Source organism: Afipia sp. GW822-FHT03D08, from assembly GCF_058801645.1.
On sequence record NZ_JBXANK010000002.1, the window covers coordinates 823,405 to 841,905 of the forward strand.

Genomic DNA, 18,501 nt, shown 5'->3' on the forward strand with positions numbered 1-18,501 from the left:
CTGCGGGAAGGACTCAAACATTAGAATTCGATAACCGATCGAATATCGAGTCCTTTTCGCAACCGATCGAGAGCGGCGTTGACTTCACCAAGAGAGATGCGGCTAGTCACGTAATCATCCAACAGAAGGTCACCGCTCAAGTATTTTTCTGCAAGCGAAGGGAAGAACTCCTGCGCCCGGCTTCCACCATAACTTGATCGTACGATATTCTTTTCACCCATCAGCGACCCCCAACGAAAACTTACCAGCTGCTGCTGTGCGACCTTACCGAGCCAGACCACCTGCCCTCCTGGCCTTACGATCTCCAAGCTGGTCTGGAATCCTCTTTCATTGCCGGCTGCTTCGAAAACATAGTCCGCGCCACGCCCACACGTGAGAGCGGCATGGGACTGGATCAGGTTCTCATCTACAGGGAGAGTGTGCGTGGCTCCAAGGCGTTTCGCCATATGAAGCTTCCGCACATCTCTATCAATCGCGATGATCGTCTCCGCCTGGGCAAGACGTGCGCCTTGGATAGCCGAGAGTCCGACCGCACCGCATCCGATGATGGTAACGCTGCTGCGAGGCTGAACCCGTGCTATATTGCTGACCGCTCCAATCCCGGTCGCTACTCCACAACCGATCAGACAGGCAACGTGGAAAGGCATGCTCTTCGGGATCCTGACAGCGCAGTCTTCAGTGACAACTGCCAGTTCCGCAAAAGTGCCGGCGTACATCAACTGATGAACGGGCTGTTTGCCGTCGAAAATCCGCGCCTTACCGTCAAAGTGCATCGAACGGACCCCATTCGCTCGATACTGCTCGCACAGTATGAACTGCTCATGGGAACAGAAATAGCAATGCCCGCAATGCGGATTCCAGGAAAGAGCGACATGATCACCCACTGACAGCCGATAAACGGATGATCCGGTCCATTCCACTATCCCCGCTGCTTCGTGACCGGGAACGAATGGCAGTGGCGTATCGAGGTGCCCGTCAACCGCTTCCAGGTCTGTATGACAGAGGCTGGTCGCTTGTATGCGTACGATCACATCGTCTGAGGCGAGATTGGCGAGCCTCAATTCGCGGATTTCGAGGGGTTCGCCCGGTTTCTCCGAGACTGCGCCACGCATGCTGCTAGCCCCAATAAAATTCGCGCCGTCCGCCATCGATACAAAGCAACTCGCCGTTGATGAATCCACTATTGCTCGAGGCCAGAAACGCGACGGCGCTCCCGATCTCACGCGGTGAGCATAGCCTCCGCAGCGGGTTTTGCTCCCGTACGACCGCGAGCATTTCTGAAGTGAAGCCGCCAATGAGATCGGTTTCCACGTATCCCGGCGCAATGGCGTTAGAGGTGATCCCAAAGGAGCCAACCTCCTTGGCCACCGTCCGCGTGAAACCGGCGATACCAGCCTTGGCGGCTACATAGTGGGACACACCCGCTCGCCCGCCACCCGTATAGTTCATCGATGACGTGTTGATGATGCGCCCCCATCCCTGCGACCTCATGGCGGGTATCGCCTCGCGCGTCCATAAGAACGTGCTTCGCATATGGATATGAACCATTCGATCCCAGGCGTCCGCTGGCATATCTTGGACGCGATACGAAGGACGCGCGCCGATGCCGGCATTGTTGACCAGAATATCGAGACGCCCGAGTTCGCCAACAACCTGCTTCGTCAAATTGACGACCACAGCCTCATCGGCCGCATCGCCGATAAACGCAGCCGCATTGACGCCTAATTCCTTCAAACGCGAAACCGCTTGGTCAGCTGCGTCACAATCAACATCGTTAACAGCTATGGAGACACCTTCTGTAGCTAATGCTTCGGCTTCGGCGAGTCCTAATCCCCTTGCGCCACCTGTGATCAGCGCAACACGTCCCTTGATACCCAAATCCATTTATATCCCCCGACGCCATCGCGCATTTCGTTATCAGCACGACGGTTATTCAAATACGTTGATTGGAAAACTGGCACACGCAGCGATCATGCTGACCGCCCCAATTCGTAACCACCAGTGAACCGCATTCATTAGTGTCGCGAATGCAGGCCGTCAGGAAAATACGAATCCCTCGTACTTCCGCTCTGCCGCTGCATCGCAGGCTTGCTTGTAGTTCACCATACCTCCCGCATAGGCCAAGATGCCCTTGGCCTTGCCTGGTACGTTCGTGCCGACGTACCAACTGTCGGCGCTGACAAGCACCGTTCCCTGGATAACATCCTTCACGGTTTGCGACCATTTCGCCTGATAGTCAGGATCAACATCAACACGAGTCAACCCGTGGTCCCGCATGTACTTGATGCACCGCGATATCCATCCGACCTGATATTCATTCGCCATAACGACATTTACCAGGACGGAAGGACTTCCAGGTCCGCCGATGAGATGGAGGTTTGGAAACCCCGCAACGCCGATACCCAAGTAGGTGTCGGATCCCTTTGACCAGACATCCTTGATGGTTTTCCCATCGACGCCATGGATGTCGATAACGGTCAACGCACCCGTTAGCGCATCAAAACCAGAGGCGCAGATAATGACATCGAACTCATGTTCCTTGCCATCAACGACGAGTCCTTTTTCCGAGAACCGTTCGATGGGCGTTTTCTTGACGCCGACAGCCGTGACGTTGGGGCGATTGAATGTCTCGTAGAAATTTGTGCCTACACAGATCCGCTTGGTTCCAAAATAGATGTTGCGCGGCGTCATGATCTCGGCCGTTGCAGGGTCTTTGATAATGTGCGCAATCTTTGCGCGCAGAAAACCGGAAATTTCGTCATTCAGTTCATGATTGGTCAAAATATCGACGAACGCGCGAGGCATCGTCGCCCCACCAAACTGCCATCGCTTCTCAAGAATTTCGCGCCGCTCATTCTCGCTGTATTCGTCACCCTTGCGAAGTCGCGTTGCAAGCATCTCTTCATTCATGAAGACATCACCTGAACCTACGATTTCCGACGTCCGCAGCCGCTCGCGAATTCTTGTCCTGTTTTGCATCCACCATGCCTGATCGGAATCGGTCAGCGGCCGATTGTTGGCGTTGGCATAAAAGTTCGGCGTTCTGACGAATACTGTCAGGTGTTTGGCCTGCTCTGCGACAAGAGGAATGAGTTGGGTTCCGGACGATCCCGTGCCGATAACTCCCACCCTCTTGCCTCTGAAATCCGGCTCTTGCTGAGGCCACTTCGCTGTATGGTAGATTTCTCCCTTGAACTTCTCGCGACCAGGAATGTCAGGCCAGATAGGCTCCGAGATGGGGCCCGCCGAGGAAACGAAATGCCGCGCACGATAGACATCGCCGTTCTCGGTATGTAACGTCCAGAACCCGGCCTCTTCGTCGAACGTCGCCTTGACTAGGCGGGAGTTGAAGCAAATATCCTTGCGAAGATCGAGCCGATCGCAGACAAAATTTATGTAACGAACGATTTCCGGCTGCGTCGCATAGCGTTCAGTCCAGCTCCATTCGTCGTCGATGATGGGCGAGAAGGAGTAACAATAAACGAGACTCTCAATATCGCATCGGGCTCCAGGATAGCGATTCCAGTACCACGCGCCTCCCACCCCGGTCCCGGCCTCGAGCGCAACTACCGTCAATCCCATTTCGCGCAGTTGATGGAGCATATGTATGCCCCCAAAGCCGCCGCCCAGCACCAGCGCATCAAGAACAATCGGTTCAGAATTTGTCATGCTCGTTGTCTACCCTGCGTCATCGTAATTTTGGTCGGCATCAACGCCATTTTGGACCGTCGAATTAAAATGCGTAGCGAAGCGCTCTCGGCTGAACGCCGATGCCCCTCAGTCGCTTATGCAGATAAATCGTCCACCGCAGATCGCGATCCCGGCGATAGTACTGACGACGCCGTGGTCCGACAGAAGAAACAAGAGGCGGCACTTTCCAAACCTTTATGGATCTCGCCAAATTCTTCGAAGACTCGGCAAGTGAGCCGCTCACATTCCTCCAGGCTTCTTCGGGTACAGCCTCGATACAATTGGACGGACCTTTGATGTCCACCGATACGTCGCGCATTATATCCGTCTCACCACGTGGGCGCATCGATGCGATGTGCCTGCTCTAAGGGTGATTTAGCAATCGTTTCATCCCGCACCATCGCGAGAAGCAATTCCTGCATATGACGCCCTCTCAGAAACCTTGGAGCAACTCGCTCCGGGTTGCCTGCAAATAATATGAGAGAGAGAAATGGTAGAAAACCAACATCGCCTGATTCTGATGTTCAGGAAATCTGATCAGCAGGCGCGCATTGTAAATGCGCACCGATCCTCTGCGTTGATTGATTGATTTTCTGAGATGTTCCCATATGGATAACCTCGCAAGCAAAACTCTTACAGCTTTTGCTCCCCCAGCAACGTGGTCAGATATTTTTTCAACTTATTATGTATGTGCTTGGATGATTGCTTGAACTTTGAGGACTTTCGACAACTTGCACGTCAGCGGCTGCCCCGGAACGACCTTCAACTATATAGATGGCGGCCGATGATGAGATCAGTCAGCGCCGCAACACGCAGAACTTCGAAGAGTGCGATTTCATTCCAATGTCTTGCAAGGCGTCAGCGAAGTAGGCATATCCGTGACGGTAATGGGCCAGAAGTTAGCGTTGCCCTTCTACTGCTCACCTACAGCGCGTAGGAGTTTTCCACGACGGCGAGCGGCGGTTGCGGCAGCTGCAATGCATCGCATGCCTATAAAGAATAAAGATTCCATAACTGCTCATTCCGCGAATCTCGCTCGCGCAGAAATGAAAAGGCAGCTAAAAGTACAGGAAGTCCTGTCCTTCGGTCTGTATTGCTCACTAGAAGCACCTCCATGACCAGAAACGATCCGATACGGAAACCGACAACCCTCGCTGAGGCAATCTATATTGTCGAGCAAAGCTACGGTCTTTCAGAGCGTGCGCAAATCGTGGTGCATGTTCGGCGAATGAATTTGAATACCGGCAAGCACTTTCATCTGGTTGTATTGGAATATAGGTCGCTTCACGACGAGAGCGCTTTTATTCCCCTGCAATCAGGCAATATGTTTCGTGCAATTGAGAATTTGACCGGCCAGCGCCGCGAGTATGCTGCTGATTTGTTAGACGGAGGTATGGTGTCAGATGATGCGGTTGTCACGCTGCAAGATGGCACCACGTTACGCGCGGTGGAGATTGTACCCGCTCGACTTCCATATGAATTCACCCCCTTAGATGAGAAAGTCATCCATGCCGCCATTTCAGTGGCCAAGATTGAAGGCGCCGTCTATCGATCCTTCCGTCACGGATTGCCTGAGGAGGATGCCAAGCGGATTATTGATGTTGGGGGCAAGTCTGTTGAATTCGGCAAGTTCGTGAGCGGATTAAAGTTCATCGACTTCGGTAAACTGGCTCAGATTGAGATACAGCCCCTCTTACTCCTGAATATCAAAGGAGAATTTGAGATGCTGTTTCCGGATGAAAAATCTCCGTCTGAACAGAAGATTTCGGACACGCTAGCATTGTCGGGATTTTGGAAGCCAAAACGCAGACCGAAATCTTGACTTCAATGCACACCGCTTTTCAGCCACATTTCAACTTGGATGAGCTTAGTGACGCGGCGCAAATGATGTGAATATTGGTGGCTTCGTTCGTTTTGAATGGAGCTCACTGTGACCCACGACCGCATCGTCATGACGCTTGTACGCTCATTGCGAGCGCCCAAACGCAAGACAAGAACGCACTCCAAGAAGCAAATTCGGCAGATCGTAAACCTAGTCCTTTGTTACGGTTGGACCTACCCGATCCTGATCGACGAAGACGGCGTTATCATTTGCGGCTATGGCCGCTATCTCGCCGCGCTCGAGCTCGGTCTGAAGGAAGTACCGACAATAATCATGTCGGGCCTAAGCGACACCAAGAAGCGCCTCCTCTCCATAGCGGACAACAAGATTTCGGTGAACGCGGGATGGGATTATCCAATTCTTGCGGCGGAGCTTGGCGAGCTCGCGGTGCTGCTTCCCGAATGTCAGCTCAATATCGAACTATCCGGCTTTGAGGCTGCCGAGATCGACAGCCTGATGAGCGATCACCTCGATTCGGAACGTGAGCCTGCAGATGTCGTACCAGAGGTAGAAGCCAAGGCCGTCAGTCAAATTGGCGACTTATGGACGCTGTCAAAACATCGGCTGCTGTGTGGAGATTCGAGAGAACCCGGGGATGTCAAAAGGCTGATGGGCACCGCCCGCGCCTTCATGGTATTTTCCGATCCGCCTTACAATGTTCGAGTTAGCTCGGTTCAAGGGCGCGGCAAGATCAAGCACCGTGAGTTTTCTTTCGCATCCGGTGAGATGTCCCGAGCCGAGTTCAAGGAATTCCTTGTCAGCTGGATGCGCTTAGCGGCTCGCTATTTAGAAGACGGTTCAATCGTCTTCTGCTGCATGGATTGGCGGCACCTTCGTGAGTGCCTTACGGCCGGCGAAGATGCCTTCACTGAGCTCAAGAATATCATCGCTTGGGTCAAAACCAATGCCGGGCAAGGCAGTTTCTACCGCTCCCAGCATGAGCTGATCCTTGTATTCAAGAACGGCACCGGACGCCACCAGAACAATATCGAACTCGGCAAATTTGGCCGCTCCCGATCAAACGTCTGGGAGTACGCTGGCGTCAATACGTTCCGCAAAGACAGGCTTGCCGAATTGACGGTACATCCGACCGTCAAGCCCGTCGCCCTGGTTGCCGACGCAATGCGGGACTGTTCGCGTCGTGGCGACATCGTGCTCGATCCTTTCATGGGATCCGGCACGACCATTCTAGCCGCGGAAAAGGTCGGTCGGCGCGGCTACGGCATTGAAATCGACCCGCTCTACGTCGATGTGGCCATCCGACGCTGGCAGGAGTTCACCAAACGTGACGCGATTCTGCTGGCCACCGGCCAGACCTTCGACGAGGTGGCCGCCGAGCGGTCCGCCTCCCCTGCTCTCAAGCGCGTAAGGATTTGATGATGGCATCGATACCGAAAGTCAAACGGGTCATCCGGAAACGTGTGCGGCTGGAGTCGAGCGATGACGACGTCGGCTACGGAAAACCGCCTCGCTCCCGTCGATTCAAGCCTGGTCAAAGCGGCAATCCGAAAGGCCGCCCGAAGGGAGCCAAAAACCGTGACACTATCCTGCGCGAATTGCTCAACAGCAAAATCACAATGCGACGGGATGGCAAGGCTCGCAAGATCACAGTCATGGAGGGCATCTTCCATAAGGTGGTGGAGGACTCTTTAAAGGGCAATATCAAGAGCGCAACCTTCCTGTTAAATCAGTTGGCCGCGATTACTTCCGACGGAGGTAACGAGTCCGAGATAAGTCGCGACGACAAGGCAGTGCTCGACGCCTACCTACGCAATTTCCAATCCTCGCTAGGTAGAGAGGAGAAAGCGCGATGAAGGATCAAGACCTTCTAGATTCCATCCTGCGCAGCGACTTTGAGAGCTTCCTCCACCGTTGCTTTCTGATGCTCAATCCGGGTGCTCAGTACATCCCGAACTGGCACATCAAGGCGATTGCTCACCAGCTCCAGCTTATTCGAGACGGCAAGGTCAATCGTCTGATCATCAACATGCCACCGCGATACTTAAAGTCGCTCACGGTGTCGGTGATACTCCCGGCTTTCCTGCTCGGACATGATCCACGGATGAAGATTTTTGGCGTTAGCTACAGCAACGATCTTTCGGCCAAGCATGCGGCAGATTTTCGGGCAATCGTAAAATCTGATTGGTACCGCAAAGCGTTTCCGAGCATGCGTGTCGATCGGATCGCCGATTCTGACGTTTTCACCACGAAGCGGGGTTTTCGTCGCTCGACTTCCGTTTCGGCCACACTGACGGGTCTTGGCGGCGACATGATCATTCTTGACGACCCGCAGAAGCCGGTCGACGCGCAATCAGACACACTGCGTAATTCCCTCAATCAATGGTTCACAAACACTCTGCTGTCGCGACTCGACAACAAGGCGACCGGCATCATTATTCTGGTGATGCAACGAGTTCACCTTCATGACCTGACAGGGTTCCTCGTTGATAATTCCAAGGACTGGACCGTACTGAGCTTACCCGCGATCGCCGAGGCCGATGAGACGATTCCGATCGGCGATGACAAGTTTCATAAGCGCCGGGTCGGCGAAGCGCTCCATCCGCGCTACGAGACCCTCGCCACACTGGAAAAACTCCGCACTGAAATGGGCTCTGCCATTTTTAGTGCCCAGTATCAGCAGTCGCCCGTCCCTGACGGCGGCGCGATGATCCACCGCGAATGGATCCGATACTATGATCAACCGCCGGAGCGCACATATCGAACCAAAGTCATTCAAAGCTGGGATACTGCAGCAAAAGTCGGCAGCCAGAATGACTGGTCGGTCTGCACCACGTGGCTTTTGGTTGATAAGCACTTTTATCTGCTGGACGTGACGCGAGGGCGATACGAGTATCCTCAATTGCGCGCCACGGCGATTGCGCTCGCGCAGCGATACGATCCGCACAAAATACTGGTCGAGGATGCATCAACCGGGATCGCTCTGGCTCAGGAACTTAAACAAAGCGATATCTACAGCGTGAGACCTGTACCCATCGAGCGGGATAAGCAGGGCCGTCTGTTCGTGCATCAAGCCAAGTTCGAAGCAGGGCTGGTGCTGTTTCCCCGGATAGCGCCATTCCTTGCTCAGCTCGAAGCCGAGCTTCTCACTTTTCCGCAAGGCAAACACGATGATCAGGTCGATAGCCTCAGCCAAGCACTCTCATACAAGGGTGGCTATGATACGACTTTATCTTGGGTAGGGTGACTCGCGCCGAAATGGTCAACAGCTCTGTGTCCCGCGTGTCAGATTTCAAAGCTTCGACCGTTCGGATCTTCGGCGACCGCTTCAAACAAGCCAGAGTCGAGGAAACAGCTATTAGCTAGCAGCGCGCGCAAAGATATAGCGCCACTGCCGTAATCAAAGCTTCCGGATTGATGAGAACCGCATCGTAAAGACGGGGCTCTTCATCGAGCCTGCCAAGGTTACGCTCTGTTCGCCCACGCAATCCACGTTCGAGGGAAAGAACCCTCCTGAAAACCGCACCGTGTCACCGCGTTTCATGGCGGCGAGAGATTTAAAGAACTGCGTATCCGGATCAATCAGGGTCTTATCAGAATAGTCCGATATAGCGTTGTTCCATGTTGAAACTTGCAAACCCGGCGCAAGTTCAAGCGTGATTACGCCCTTGCCATCGCCATTGGTGGAGAGATGAGCGACTTTGCCGATCCAACCTGATGCGCTCTGACCGTTCAATGCGCTGCAGATCGCCTGCTGTCTTGTATTGCGGAACCCACCCGCGGCCAGTTCATTGGGAGCCGCGTTGAATTTGGATCGCGCCTGGGTAATCGCCATTATGAACCGTGTCTGGTCAGATGGCAGAGGTACGCTCGGCACGGGCGGGGCCGCGCTTCGACCACCGCCAACCAGAGCTCCGACGACAATGAATCCAAGCGCGCAGCCCAAGGCCGCCTTGATTGCGATATTCATGGGACCTTCTCCAAGTTTGCGTTCGACGTCCCTTCCGCCGCTTTAGGATGGCTCGGCGTGGGTGGCTCAGCACATCGCTTCCCGCCGCGCAGAAGTCCACGGCACCTCCGACTGTCGGGCGCTACTATGGTGAGTCTCCGTTAATATAATCCTATTTTGGGATAATCCGTTTCTGGGATCAAATTATGCGCCGCCGATTCACGGCTCTGGCGGCGCATGCAAAAGACCCTCAAATCTGCGGAATATGCCCGGCTAATCGACCAGCTTGTCGCAGCGCGGAAGGCGGCGGACATCCGCCAGCTAGCCTTGGCCAAGAAGCTCGGCCGCCCGCAATCCTTTGTCGCCAAATATGAGAACGGCGAGCGCCGCCTTGACATCATCGAGTTCACGGCCATCGCCCGCGCCCTCGGCGCCGATCCCGTGAAGCTGTTTAAGGATTACGTCGGCGGTAAAGGCTCTCCCAAAGCCGCGTCAAAGCGTTCGGCCAGGTAAACCGGGTAGGTTCGGTGTGTTTCCTGATCATTTTATGATCAGGAACGACTGATATGAGCCACTAGATTGCTGCGTTTCTGCTCGACTGCCATCGCGCCTCTACGGCAATGAAGAATAGCAATGAACTCGATTGTCACCATCGCTCCAACTAAAACACCTTTCGGCAAATCAATCGCTCATTCAAATTAGGCGTGTGCAAGCTCGCAGATACCCTCATAAAATTTGCATCAAAACCGATAATTCAGTCCGATCTTGAACGCGTGCATATCCAGACGGTTGGAGGCCTTGCGGCCATTGACCGTGCTATAACTCCCGGGAACTGTAATCATTGGTCCGTAAACCGGTATGGGCGGACCGCCCCGAGGGTTTGGTCGGTAATCGACGATCTCCTGATATTGATAAGACTGCGTCACGCCAGCTCGCGCTCTGGGAAAGAGAAAATTGTCCTCGCCGAAATCTGAGTACGAGTACTCGCCCTTTAGCGACCAGTTGTTGAGGAGCGCATATTCGACGCCTCCGCCCGCGGTCCAACCCTGCCGCATGACAGAAGTCCGTTCGCTGAATTCTGGTCCGCTCGTGCTCGTTCCGCCGGGCTGGGCCAAAGTGGAAAAATTGGATTGAAACTGCGCTCGCTCCTGGGTTTCCTTCAGCCAGGCGACACCACCCGTTCCAAAAACAAGTAGCCGGTCGAACGCAAATCCTGCCCGGCCGCGCAATGCCATCATCCAGTCCATGCCGTATTGCGTGCTGGCCTGCATCCATCCGCCAGCCATGAGCGCCGCGCCACCTTCGATCGCAAGAGATTTCTGCGTTTCGCCATGTTTCAGCCAGGTATGTTCGGCCTCCATGCCGATCACAAGGCCGCTTGCGAACTGATAGTTGAATCCGACCTGAAGACCCTTGGTGACGTTATTGAGGTCGATATCCGCGGACTCCGACGCCGCGACGGGGGTGACAGCACCGTTCAAAGCGGTTGTGAATCCGCTGACATGGCCGAGCCCGTATCCAAGATAACCGCCGGCATAAAGACCCGTCCAGTCGCTTCCGGGCGCACCGTGCGATGCATTCCCCAAATGCACATCGGGTAACACCAGTCTCGCGCCGCCCAGCGTGGTTGTATACGACAGCCGCGCGGTTCGACCGGGCGACGGCATCCCTAGCGCGGTCATCGCGCCAAAATAGTATTCGTCTGTGATGTTCTCGATGCTGAGATTGAAAACACTGTCGTCCGAAAACTTATAGCTGGCGAAAGCATCGTAGACCGTATAGCCGGGAGGCGACATCGTGTAGCCGATCTGGCCCCTGCCTCCATTCCAGACGCTTCCAAAGCGGGTCGATGCAAAGTGCATCCTGCCGCCGATGGTCATGCTCTGATCGAAAAGACGCACGCCCGCGGTGACACTGCCCGATGTGGTCGGCGGGATATAGTTCGTGGCGTAATCGGCCTGCTGCGGCGTCTGGAGGGGGGCTCCGATGTTCGTTCTAAGACCAGACGGTCCCGAGCACGTGGTCGGAGTCGGACAATATTCGACACGATCATAGTTCGTGTAGGCGCCTTCTACGAAGGCCACGCCAGCATCGTATCCGCCGGAAACCTCGAACCCGCGATAGTTGGCGCTGTCCATGTTGATCCAGTGATAGACATTCTGGCCGCCCCTCGACGAGCGAAGGCCGCGGAAAATGTAGTCGTCATAATGATTATCGAAGAAAGACAGTTTAGCGCGCAGCTTGTCGCCGGTTGTGAATACGTCCTTGCGCAGCAGGTTGACGCCGACTTCCTTGTTCTTGGATATCTCGGGGCGCAGATTGGGATTGTTGACCAAAAGGCCTTCGTAGTGCCAGTGGCTTTCGCGCAAGCTGGGAGGGCGGTAGCCCTCCTTGTATTGTCCATAGAATTGGAGCCCTTCCAGGGGACTCAGCACGATGCCCGCATTGGGGCTGAAGCGGCTTCCGGACCGTTCAGGATATTTCGCAAGATACCCCCCGCCCTCTGAATCGTAATAATCGAAGCGGCCCCCCGCCGACACAGTCAGCCAATCGACCGGCTTGAGAGCCGCCTTGCTGAACGTGCCGCTCAACAGCCGCTCGCCTGTCGGGCCGAGTGTCATCCATCCGCCAGCTCCCGTGATCGTTGTGGGATATTGATCGGCGAACGCACTTTCACGGACGATCTCGGTGCCGTTGTCCCAGACCAATTCACCCAGCGGGGTGGCGAATGTCGATGCATTGCCGATATCGCCGCCAAGGGTGCGAACACCTCGCAAAGCAGTGTTGAAATCAGTCTTCAGATCGGTGAACCACAGGTTCGCGCGAAAATTGAGGTAGGGATTGTCAGATGGATTATGCCGGTATTTGGCCGTGTAAGTATCGACACGGGTTCGCAGAAGCGCAACTTGACCGTAATTATCCAGCAATCCGGATGGCGCGATGTTGAACTCGCTGATTTCTCCGTAGATCGATCCGAAATAAAGATAGCTCAGTTCGAGCGATTGCCCATCGCCCCATTTGATCTTGCCCTTTGCCAGAAACGAGTCGGCGTTTTCCGAGGTGTTGAATGCTTCGCCCCCGGCCGGGACGCGGGCATTGGCGTTATTGCTGTCCCATGTGAAGTCGCCCCTTCTGAAAACAATGCCGGGCGGAACATTCGTGCCCACGAAATAGTTGCCTTGCTGGCGTTTCGAATACGCTGCGACGAACTCGTAGTGTTCCTTGATAGATGCAACGGCAACATTTCCCGAAAACATATCGCCATTGAGAAAACCCGGGCGTGCCTCGCTGGCCATGTTGATGACCGACGCAGGCGACTGAACCGGAGCGCGGGGCGTCACCGTGTTCGAACCTGTGCTGGCCTTGAGACGAATGCCCGAGTCGTTGCCTTCCTTGACGATGTCCCTGGCCTCAAGCGTGCGAAAATTGATTGCACCGCCGATGGTGCCGGTGCCTACGCCGTCGCTCGGACCTTTGGAAATATCAACGCCGCCGATCATGTCCGGGTCGACGAACACCTCGTCGCGGGTGCCGCTGTAACCGCGGTATGAGCTCGATGTTTGCCTCGCGCCATCCACGGTCGTATTGACGCGCCCCATTCCCTGCAATCCACGGATGTTCGGATTGATGGACACGCCCGAGCGGCCTCCCGCCGAAATGACGCCAGGCGTCGTGCGGAAAACATCGCTCGTCGATATCGGAGGTATGCGATCCAACTCCTGGCGGGAAATGTTCGACACCGATCCCGGCGTCAGATACGGCGCATCGGCGGCCGTAGCGCCTACGCTCGATACGTCAACCGGATCAAGCACGACCGAACCATCGGACACCGCAAAATTTGACGTCTCACCCTGGGATCGCTGAATCGTCACCGTCCGGGCGTTGGTGAAGCGATAGGTCAGCCCGGTGCCAGCCAGAATCCTGCCAAGTGCAGCATTTGCACTGAGATTGCCGGATACTGGTGACGACTTGCCGGTGACAGCCTCAGAACTGGGCCGGATGACCTGAATGTTCGTTGCGGCTGTAAAATCGGCAAGCGCAGCAAGCAAAGATTTCGAGGGAATATTGAAGGCGAAGCTGCGATCCGCCTGCGCTCCGCGCAGCTGAGTACCGGTTTGCGCAACCGCTTGCGGCACTGCTGCGAATGCCATCAACAGCACCGTAACCGGGATGCTTCTCCGAGCGATATCCGCTCTCTTTTTGATCGTCGTCATCGAACCTCAGTCCACTCAGCGGCCGAAATGCTTAACGGCCACATGCAGACAACGATTCAGACGAGCGAACCCCGTAAAAAAAATCTCAGGCCATGTCAGCGGAAAACCAGCGTAGCAAGACCGGGAACCGTGACGGTTCGCAATCCAAGCGCAGAACGCAACGCCTCGACGATAGCGTCGGGATCATCCGCCTTGAAAACGCCAGTCAGCTTCAACTGCCGCAGGGAGTTGTCAGTCATCATCACGCGGCCGGGCTGCATGCGCGCGAGTTCGTCGATCACTCTGCCGAGCGGCGCCTGATCGAGGATGATCAGCCCCCTGCGCCACGCAAGCGCAGTCTCCGGGTCGGCTTCAACCACCGGTCCGATGCGCCCCCCTCCGACGGACAGATGCTTACCGGCAGGAACCTGAACGCGGTCGGCACCCGAACGCGACACGGCCACCAGCCCGCGCTCGACCGTGACGCCGACTTCTCCCTGCTCTTGATCGACGGAGAAAGCGGTGCCGAGAACACGCGTTTCAACCACACCTGAGTGCACGGAGAAGGGTGACTTGGGATTGTGGACGACATCGAACCACGCACGCCCGCGCAGCAATTCGATTGACCTTCCGTCTGCCGTAAACTTGACGGTAACGGCTGTATCGCCATCGAGATAAACCTGCGAGCCGTCGGCCAAACTGACGTTGCGCCGTTCGCCGGGCCTCGTCGCATGATCCGCCCGGAGGCGATCGAAAAACCCCGGATCGCGCCAGATCAGCCCTCCAATCGCAACCAGAAGGCAGGCGGCCAAAGCTGATCCGACAGCCCCGCCCCGGGCAGACAGTGGCCTCGGCTTTTTCAACCCTTGCCGGTGCCAGCCTCCTTCGCCCAGGATTGCCGCGGGCGCATCCAGGTTATTCCAAAGGCTCTTGACGTCGTTGAACGCTTGATGGTGAGCGGGGTCTTCAGCGAGCCAGCGCCGGAACTCGCGGCGCTCTTGGTCAGCGACATCGGGCTCATTCAGACGCACGAACCATGCGGTAGCTTCGCGCTCCCGTTTCTCGGTATCCGGTATCTTCTCTGAATCGGAGTTCATCTGAGAACCGCGCTCGTCCCGTCGTTATAGACCCGACAGTAAGAGAACGATTCTAACGCCGGAATCCCTCATTCCGTATCACGATTTCTCTGCCAAGTACGGCAGAAGGAAATCGCACGGACCATATCTTTTTCAACTGTGCTGACGGAGATGCCGAGTGCTTTGGCGATCTGGGGATGGCTCATGCCGTCCAGTTTGCTCAGCAGGAATATCTGCTGCGTGCGTTTGGGCAGCGTCGCAAGCGCCGCCAGAAGCGCCTCCAACTCCTCCCGCATCGCAAGAACATGCTCGGGAGCGTGTTCATCGACGGCATCCTGTTCGATCTGGGCCGCCCGGGCATAACCATCTCGCACGCGCTGCCCGCGAAGATGATCCAGTGCTAGGTTTTGAGCGGTCCGAAACAGCAGGCCGCGATCGGCTGCGCCAACAGGGTGGGCGTGGAGCTTGATATAAGTATCCTGCGTCAAGTCCTCGGCGATGGTGCGGTTGCCGACGATGCGCTTAATCAGCCGGTGCAGACGTCCACGTTCCGAAGAGTATAGAGCGGCAAGGTCTAATGTACGCACACTCATCGATAAGCCCGTAGCGACGCAATCGCGCGCTTCCAATCAATGGGTGAACAGTTAGCGTGGCGGCAATTCTGTCGCAAATACAATAAATTAGATCGTATCTAAGATGGCTCATGCGAATTCATCAAGTTCAGGTGGTTGGGTGCGTGCAACGCATGCTGATCAAGATAGTCGCAATTCTTGCAAGGCATCGTTGGTCCTGTGACCTCGATCCCGTGAAGTTGCTCAAACACTGCTTTGGCGGCCGTGGCGTCCCAAGCCGCGCAGCTTAGGGGTTTTCCTGATCATTTTATGATCCGGATCGGCTGATATGAGCCACTAGATTGCTGCGTTTCCGCTCGACTTCCCTCACACGTGGAGCGTCACTGTCACCGTAAATGGAGGCAGATGATGGACCGCAAAATCACAGAACAGGCAATTGGACTGATCCTCACCGAGATCGGCATTCGCCTCGGCGAGGCCACTCGGATCGCCAAAGCTGCTGAAGCCTGCGCGCTCGCTGGAAGCATTAGTGAAGGCGTGAGAGTCTCGATGGATCTCGAACAGATCGTCTATGAGACCGGCCGTTTGCAGGATGCGGCTTCACTGCTCAACCGGTTGTCGCTCAAATAAGATCGATCCCTTCGAATCCATGGATTCTCCGCCCGTCGGCAACCGACGGGCTTGCAGCAGTGGCGGCACAGGATGCTGTCATGCATGCAGGAGAACCAGAATGCCCACCAGCAATCGTAAGCCACCTCGCAAGACGGCGCGTAAATCCCGACCGGCACCAAAGCGATCGACCAAACCAGCTTTGAAGGCTCCGCCGCCTGTCGCGCCGAAGAAGCCGGTAACTCTGAAGACGCCAGATGCGGCCGTGTCCAAACAGGACAGGGTCCTCGACATGCTCCGCGCGCCGTCCGGCACCACCATCGCCACTATCATGAAAGCCACCGAGTGGCAGCAACATTCAGTGCGAGGATTCTTTGCGGGAGTCGTCCGCAAGAAACTGAAGCTCAATCTGATCTCTGACAAGGTTGGTGGCGAGCGCCGCTACCGGATTGGCAAGCCTGCAGGCTCGAGGTGATGCACACCCGTTCCCCATCGAATGGGCGACCAATCGATCCCAGGGTGGAAGCCGAGCTAAAACAGATCGGCTCCATGTCTATTGCCAACTTGCGGATCAGATATCGGGAGCTAATCCGGTCCGAACCTCCCCGGGCATTTGGGCCAGACCTGCTGCGGCGGAGTATTGCCCAGCGCGTACAGGACAAAGCCTATGGCGGCTTTTCTGGGGAGGCGAAGAAGCTACTCGGCCAACTGGTACGATCGGTAGCTTCCGGAAAGACTGGCCCTCTTGAGATGCCGCAGCGGATTAAACCCGGTTCGGAACTGGTGCGGGTTTGGAACGAACAAACGCATAGGGTCACAGTGTTGGCCAAGGGTTTCGCCTACCAAGGGGAGGTCTTCACCAGCCTCTCGGAGATCGCCAATCGGATCACCGGCACGCGGTGGAATGGCCCGAAGTTCTTTGGGCTGCGGACGGCAAGCAAAGAAGCAAGCAAGACGGTCCAGGCAAAAAGGGTTAGAAAGGGAGCCTGCCGTGGCCGCAAGTAATATGAAACCGGTTCGCTGCGCCATCTACACCCGTAAATCCACTGAGCACGGTCTTGAACTTGAGTTCAATTCGCTCGATGCTCAACGGGAAGCATGTGAGGCCTATATCAAGAGTCAGGCCTCACAGGGATGGCGTGTTCTACCTCAGCCTTATGATGATCCGGCGTTCTCCGGCGGCAATCTCGATCGCCCTGCCCTGAAGCAGCTTCTGGCAGACATCGAGGCCGGTCTGATCGACGTCATTGTCGTCTACAAGATTGACCGCCTGACCCGATCTCTCGCTGACTTCGCCAAGCTGGTCGAGACCTTCGATCGGAAGTCAATCTCATTCGTCGCTGTGACCCAACAGTTCAACACCACCTCGTCTATGGGACGGCTGACATTGAATGTGCTGCTGTCCTTTGCCCAGTTCGAGCGAGAACTGGCGTCCGAGCGCGTCCGGGACAAAGTCGCCGCTTCCCGCCGCAAAGGCAAATGGACCGGCGGGACTGTTCCCCTCGGCTACGAGGCCAAAGAAAAGAAACTCGTTATAAATCTGAAGGAAGCCGAAACCGTCCGCACCATCTTCAGGCAATATATCGCTCTGAAATCCTTCAGCCGCCTAGTCCAGAATCTCGACCAGCGCGGCATCGTCACCAAACGGCGCGACACCAAGGTCCCGAAATTTCGTGGCGGCATCCCCTTCACCTATGGTCCCCTCGCCCATCTTCTGAAGAACCGCGTCTACCTCGGCGAGGTCCATCATGATGGCAAATGGTATCCGGCTGAGCACAAGTCAATTCTCGATCAAAAGAGCTTCGATCAGGTGCAGACACTGCTCGCCGAAAACCGCGTCACCACACAAACCCGTCGATCAACCAGCGGGGCGCTTCTCACCGGCAAGATTCTCGATGATCGTGGCAACCGAATGAGCCCGAGCTTTACGGTCAAGAACGGCATTCGTTATCGGTTCTATATTTCACGCGCTCTTATGCGCGGCAGAAAAACTCAAGCCGGCTCCGTTGCCCGGATTCCAGCACAGGCCATCGAGAACCTGGTCATCACGGCGATCCGGGAGCACCTCGCACTGGACGTGCAGACTCCCGATGATCAGCTCAGACATCTTGTCGTGGATTCCGTTGCTGACGTCGTCGTGCATCCCAAGAAGATCATGATCCGCCTGCAATCAGACAATGCACAAACCATCGAGATTCCGTGGCAAGCCTCAGTGAAGAACGGTCCCGCACTGGCGCCATCCTCGAACTATGCCGATCAGCCAGATCCAAAGCTTTTGCAGGCAATTGTTCGTGCGCATGCCTGGCTGCGGGATCTAAAGTTGGGCAAATTCGACAGCGTCGAGGCGATAGCCACGTCGGTCAAACTCCATCCGAAAGTCGTTCGGCAGGAGCTGCGCTATGCGTTTCTGGCGCCTTCCATTACCGAGGCCATTCTGACGGGTGATCAACCGCCAACCATCACGCTGGCCCGGATTCCAAAGACACTGCCTTTGGCCTGGTCTGGGCAATGCCGCACCTTGGGGTTTTGATCGGAGCCGCCCATCCGATGTTATGGAACAAAAAACTCCCCC

At 55.7% G+C, this 18,501-nt stretch carries 16 protein-coding genes and 1 pseudogene; 10 read left to right on the plus strand and 7 right to left on the minus strand.

The window, feature by feature from the left end:
• Positions 1 to 20: 20 nt before the first annotated feature.
• The 3 genes from AC1RM7_RS18820 to AC1RM7_RS18830 all read right to left on the minus strand — a co-directional run bounded on the left by AC1RM7_RS18820 (position 21) and on the right by AC1RM7_RS18830 (position 3,669).
• Positions 21 to 1,112 (minus strand): zinc-binding dehydrogenase, encoded by a 1,092-nt coding sequence (locus AC1RM7_RS18820; protein WP_056298716.1) that lies wholly within the window; start codon positions 1,110 to 1,112, stop codon positions 21 to 23.
• A gap of 4 nt (positions 1,113 to 1,116) precedes the next feature.
• On the minus strand, positions 1,117 to 1,884 hold the full coding sequence (locus tag AC1RM7_RS18825; protein ID WP_056296622.1) for an SDR family NAD(P)-dependent oxidoreductase: 768 nt from the start codon (positions 1,882 to 1,884) through the stop codon (positions 1,117 to 1,119).
• 153 nt (positions 1,885 to 2,037) lie between these two features.
• Positions 2,038 to 3,669 carry a flavin-containing monooxygenase gene (locus AC1RM7_RS18830; protein WP_235101435.1) on the minus strand — a complete coding sequence of 544 codons (1,632 nt, stop codon included), beginning with the start codon at positions 3,667 to 3,669 and terminating at the stop codon, positions 2,038 to 2,040.
• A gap of 709 nt (positions 3,670 to 4,378) precedes the next feature.
• On the opposite strand from AC1RM7_RS18830, the pseudogene AC1RM7_RS18835 reads away from it, so the two are divergent.
• From AC1RM7_RS18835 to terL, 5 genes and pseudogenes are all read left to right on the plus strand, one after another.
• Positions 4,379 to 4,673: pseudogene (locus tag AC1RM7_RS18835) on the plus strand (alpha-hydroxy-acid oxidizing protein); the annotation flags it as partial.
• Positions 4,674 to 4,804: 131 nt separating this feature from the next.
• Positions 4,805 to 5,512, plus strand: a complete 708-nt coding sequence (locus AC1RM7_RS18840; protein WP_082512524.1) for a hypothetical protein — start codon at positions 4,805 to 4,807, stop codon at positions 5,510 to 5,512.
• A gap of 108 nt (positions 5,513 to 5,620) precedes the next feature.
• Entirely contained in the window at positions 5,621 to 6,949 is a 1,329-nt protein-coding gene (locus AC1RM7_RS18845) for a site-specific DNA-methyltransferase (RefSeq protein ID WP_082512607.1), read from the plus strand.
• A 2-nt stretch (positions 6,950 to 6,951) separates the two neighbouring features.
• On the plus strand, positions 6,952 to 7,386 hold the full coding sequence (locus AC1RM7_RS18850; RefSeq protein WP_235101436.1) for a DUF5681 domain-containing protein: 435 nt from the start codon (positions 6,952 to 6,954) through the stop codon (positions 7,384 to 7,386).
• Positions 7,383 to 8,777, plus strand: coding sequence for a phage terminase large subunit (gene terL / locus AC1RM7_RS18855; RefSeq protein WP_492838830.1), 1,395 nt, complete (start codon positions 7,383 to 7,385; stop codon positions 8,775 to 8,777). The genes AC1RM7_RS18850 and terL overlap by 4 nt, the downstream gene beginning before the upstream one ends.
• A gap of 153 nt (positions 8,778 to 8,930) precedes the next feature.
• On the opposite strand, the gene AC1RM7_RS18860 is transcribed toward terL, so the two are convergent.
• On the minus strand, positions 8,931 to 9,500 hold the full coding sequence (locus tag AC1RM7_RS18860) for a hypothetical protein (RefSeq protein ID WP_056296636.1): 570 nt from the start codon (positions 9,498 to 9,500) through the stop codon (positions 8,931 to 8,933).
• Between the two features lie 216 nt (positions 9,501 to 9,716).
• On the opposite strand from AC1RM7_RS18860, the gene AC1RM7_RS18865 reads away from it, so the two are divergent.
• Positions 9,717 to 9,992 carry a helix-turn-helix domain-containing protein gene (locus AC1RM7_RS18865; protein ID WP_056296639.1) on the plus strand — a complete coding sequence of 92 codons (276 nt, stop codon included), beginning with the start codon at positions 9,717 to 9,719 and terminating at the stop codon, positions 9,990 to 9,992.
• Between the two features lie 227 nt (positions 9,993 to 10,219).
• On the opposite strand, the gene AC1RM7_RS18870 is transcribed toward AC1RM7_RS18865, so the two are convergent.
• From AC1RM7_RS18870 to AC1RM7_RS18880, 3 genes are all read right to left on the minus strand, one after another.
• Entirely contained in the window at positions 10,220 to 13,630 is a 3,411-nt protein-coding gene (locus AC1RM7_RS18870) for a TonB-dependent receptor domain-containing protein (protein WP_162244592.1), read from the minus strand.
• Positions 13,631 to 13,788: 158 nt separating this feature from the next.
• Positions 13,789 to 14,769, minus strand: coding sequence for a FecR family protein (locus tag AC1RM7_RS18875; RefSeq protein ID WP_056296647.1), 981 nt, complete (start codon positions 14,767 to 14,769; stop codon positions 13,789 to 13,791).
• Between the two features lie 68 nt (positions 14,770 to 14,837).
• Entirely contained in the window at positions 14,838 to 15,341 is a 504-nt protein-coding gene (locus AC1RM7_RS18880) for an RNA polymerase sigma factor (protein WP_056296650.1), read from the minus strand.
• A 387-nt stretch (positions 15,342 to 15,728) separates the two neighbouring features.
• On the opposite strand from AC1RM7_RS18880, the gene AC1RM7_RS18885 reads away from it, so the two are divergent.
• From AC1RM7_RS18885 to AC1RM7_RS18900, 4 genes are all read left to right on the plus strand, one after another.
• On the plus strand, positions 15,729 to 15,950 hold the full coding sequence (locus tag AC1RM7_RS18885; RefSeq protein ID WP_056296653.1) for a hypothetical protein: 222 nt from the start codon (positions 15,729 to 15,731) through the stop codon (positions 15,948 to 15,950).
• A 100-nt stretch (positions 15,951 to 16,050) separates the two neighbouring features.
• On the plus strand, positions 16,051 to 16,404 hold the full coding sequence (locus AC1RM7_RS18890; protein WP_056296656.1) for a DUF3489 domain-containing protein: 354 nt from the start codon (positions 16,051 to 16,053) through the stop codon (positions 16,402 to 16,404).
• The gene (locus AC1RM7_RS18895) at positions 16,404 to 16,934 is read left to right on the plus strand and encodes a DUF2924 domain-containing protein (protein ID WP_056296659.1); all 531 of its coding nucleotides are present in this window, start codon (positions 16,404 to 16,406) and stop codon (positions 16,932 to 16,934) included. The genes AC1RM7_RS18890 and AC1RM7_RS18895 overlap by 1 nt, the downstream gene beginning before the upstream one ends.
• Complete coding sequence (locus tag AC1RM7_RS18900; protein WP_056296662.1) at positions 16,921 to 18,459, plus strand: recombinase family protein; 1,539 nt, start codon at positions 16,921 to 16,923, stop codon at positions 18,457 to 18,459. Before AC1RM7_RS18895 ends, AC1RM7_RS18900 begins: the two co-directional genes overlap by 14 nt.
• Positions 18,460 to 18,501: the final 42 nt, after the last annotated feature.